Here is a 714-nt window from a genome sequence, read left to right on the forward strand (position 1 = left end):
GAACGTGGTGGCCTTCACGATCGCCTCCGCACGCTGGGCAGGGTTCCCGGACTTGAAGATCCCCGAACCGACGAACACACCCTCGGCACCCAGCTGCATCATCATCGCCGCATCCGCCGGCGTCGCGATCCCACCCGCGGTGAACAACACCACCGGCAGCTTCCCGCTCTCCGCGACCTCCCTGACCAGCTCGTAGGGCGCCGCGAGCTCCTTGGCCGCCACGTACAGCTCGTCCTCGGCCAGACTCCCCAGCCGGCGGATCTCCGCGCGGATGGTGCGCATGTGGGTCACCGCGTTCGACACGTCCCCGGTGCCCGCCTCGCCCTTGGACCGGATCATCGCCGCACCCTCGGTGACCCGCCGCAGCGCCTCACCCAGGTTCGTCGCACCGCACACGAACGGCACCGTGAACGCCCACTTGTCGATGTGGTGGGCATAGTCGGCCGGGGTCAGCACCTCGGACTCATCGATGTAGTCCACCCCCAGCGACTGCAGCACCTGCGCCTCGGCGAAGTGCCCGATCCGGGCCTTGGCCATCACCGGGATCGAGACCGTCTCGATGATCGAGTCGATCATGTCCGGATCACTCATCCGCGAGACCCCACCCTGGGCCCGGATGTCGGCCGGCACCCGCTCCAGCGCCATCACCGCGACCGCACCAGCGTCCTCGGCGATCTTGGCCTGCTCAGGGGTGACCACATCCATGATCACACC

The 714-nt window shown here is 68.2% G+C and carries 1 protein-coding gene; it reads right to left on the minus strand.

Annotated features, from left to right (window positions below; genetic code table 11):
* A partial coding sequence (gene pdxS, locus ABD709_RS21395) for a pyridoxal 5'-phosphate synthase lyase subunit PdxS (protein WP_344779089.1) occupies positions 1-714 on the minus strand: 714 nt, incomplete at both ends.

Origin of the sequence: Nocardioides panacisoli (assembly GCF_039537325.1) — a bacterium.
In the GTDB taxonomy this organism is placed as follows: Bacteria; Actinomycetota; Actinomycetes; order Propionibacteriales; family Nocardioidaceae; genus Nocardioides; species Nocardioides panacisoli.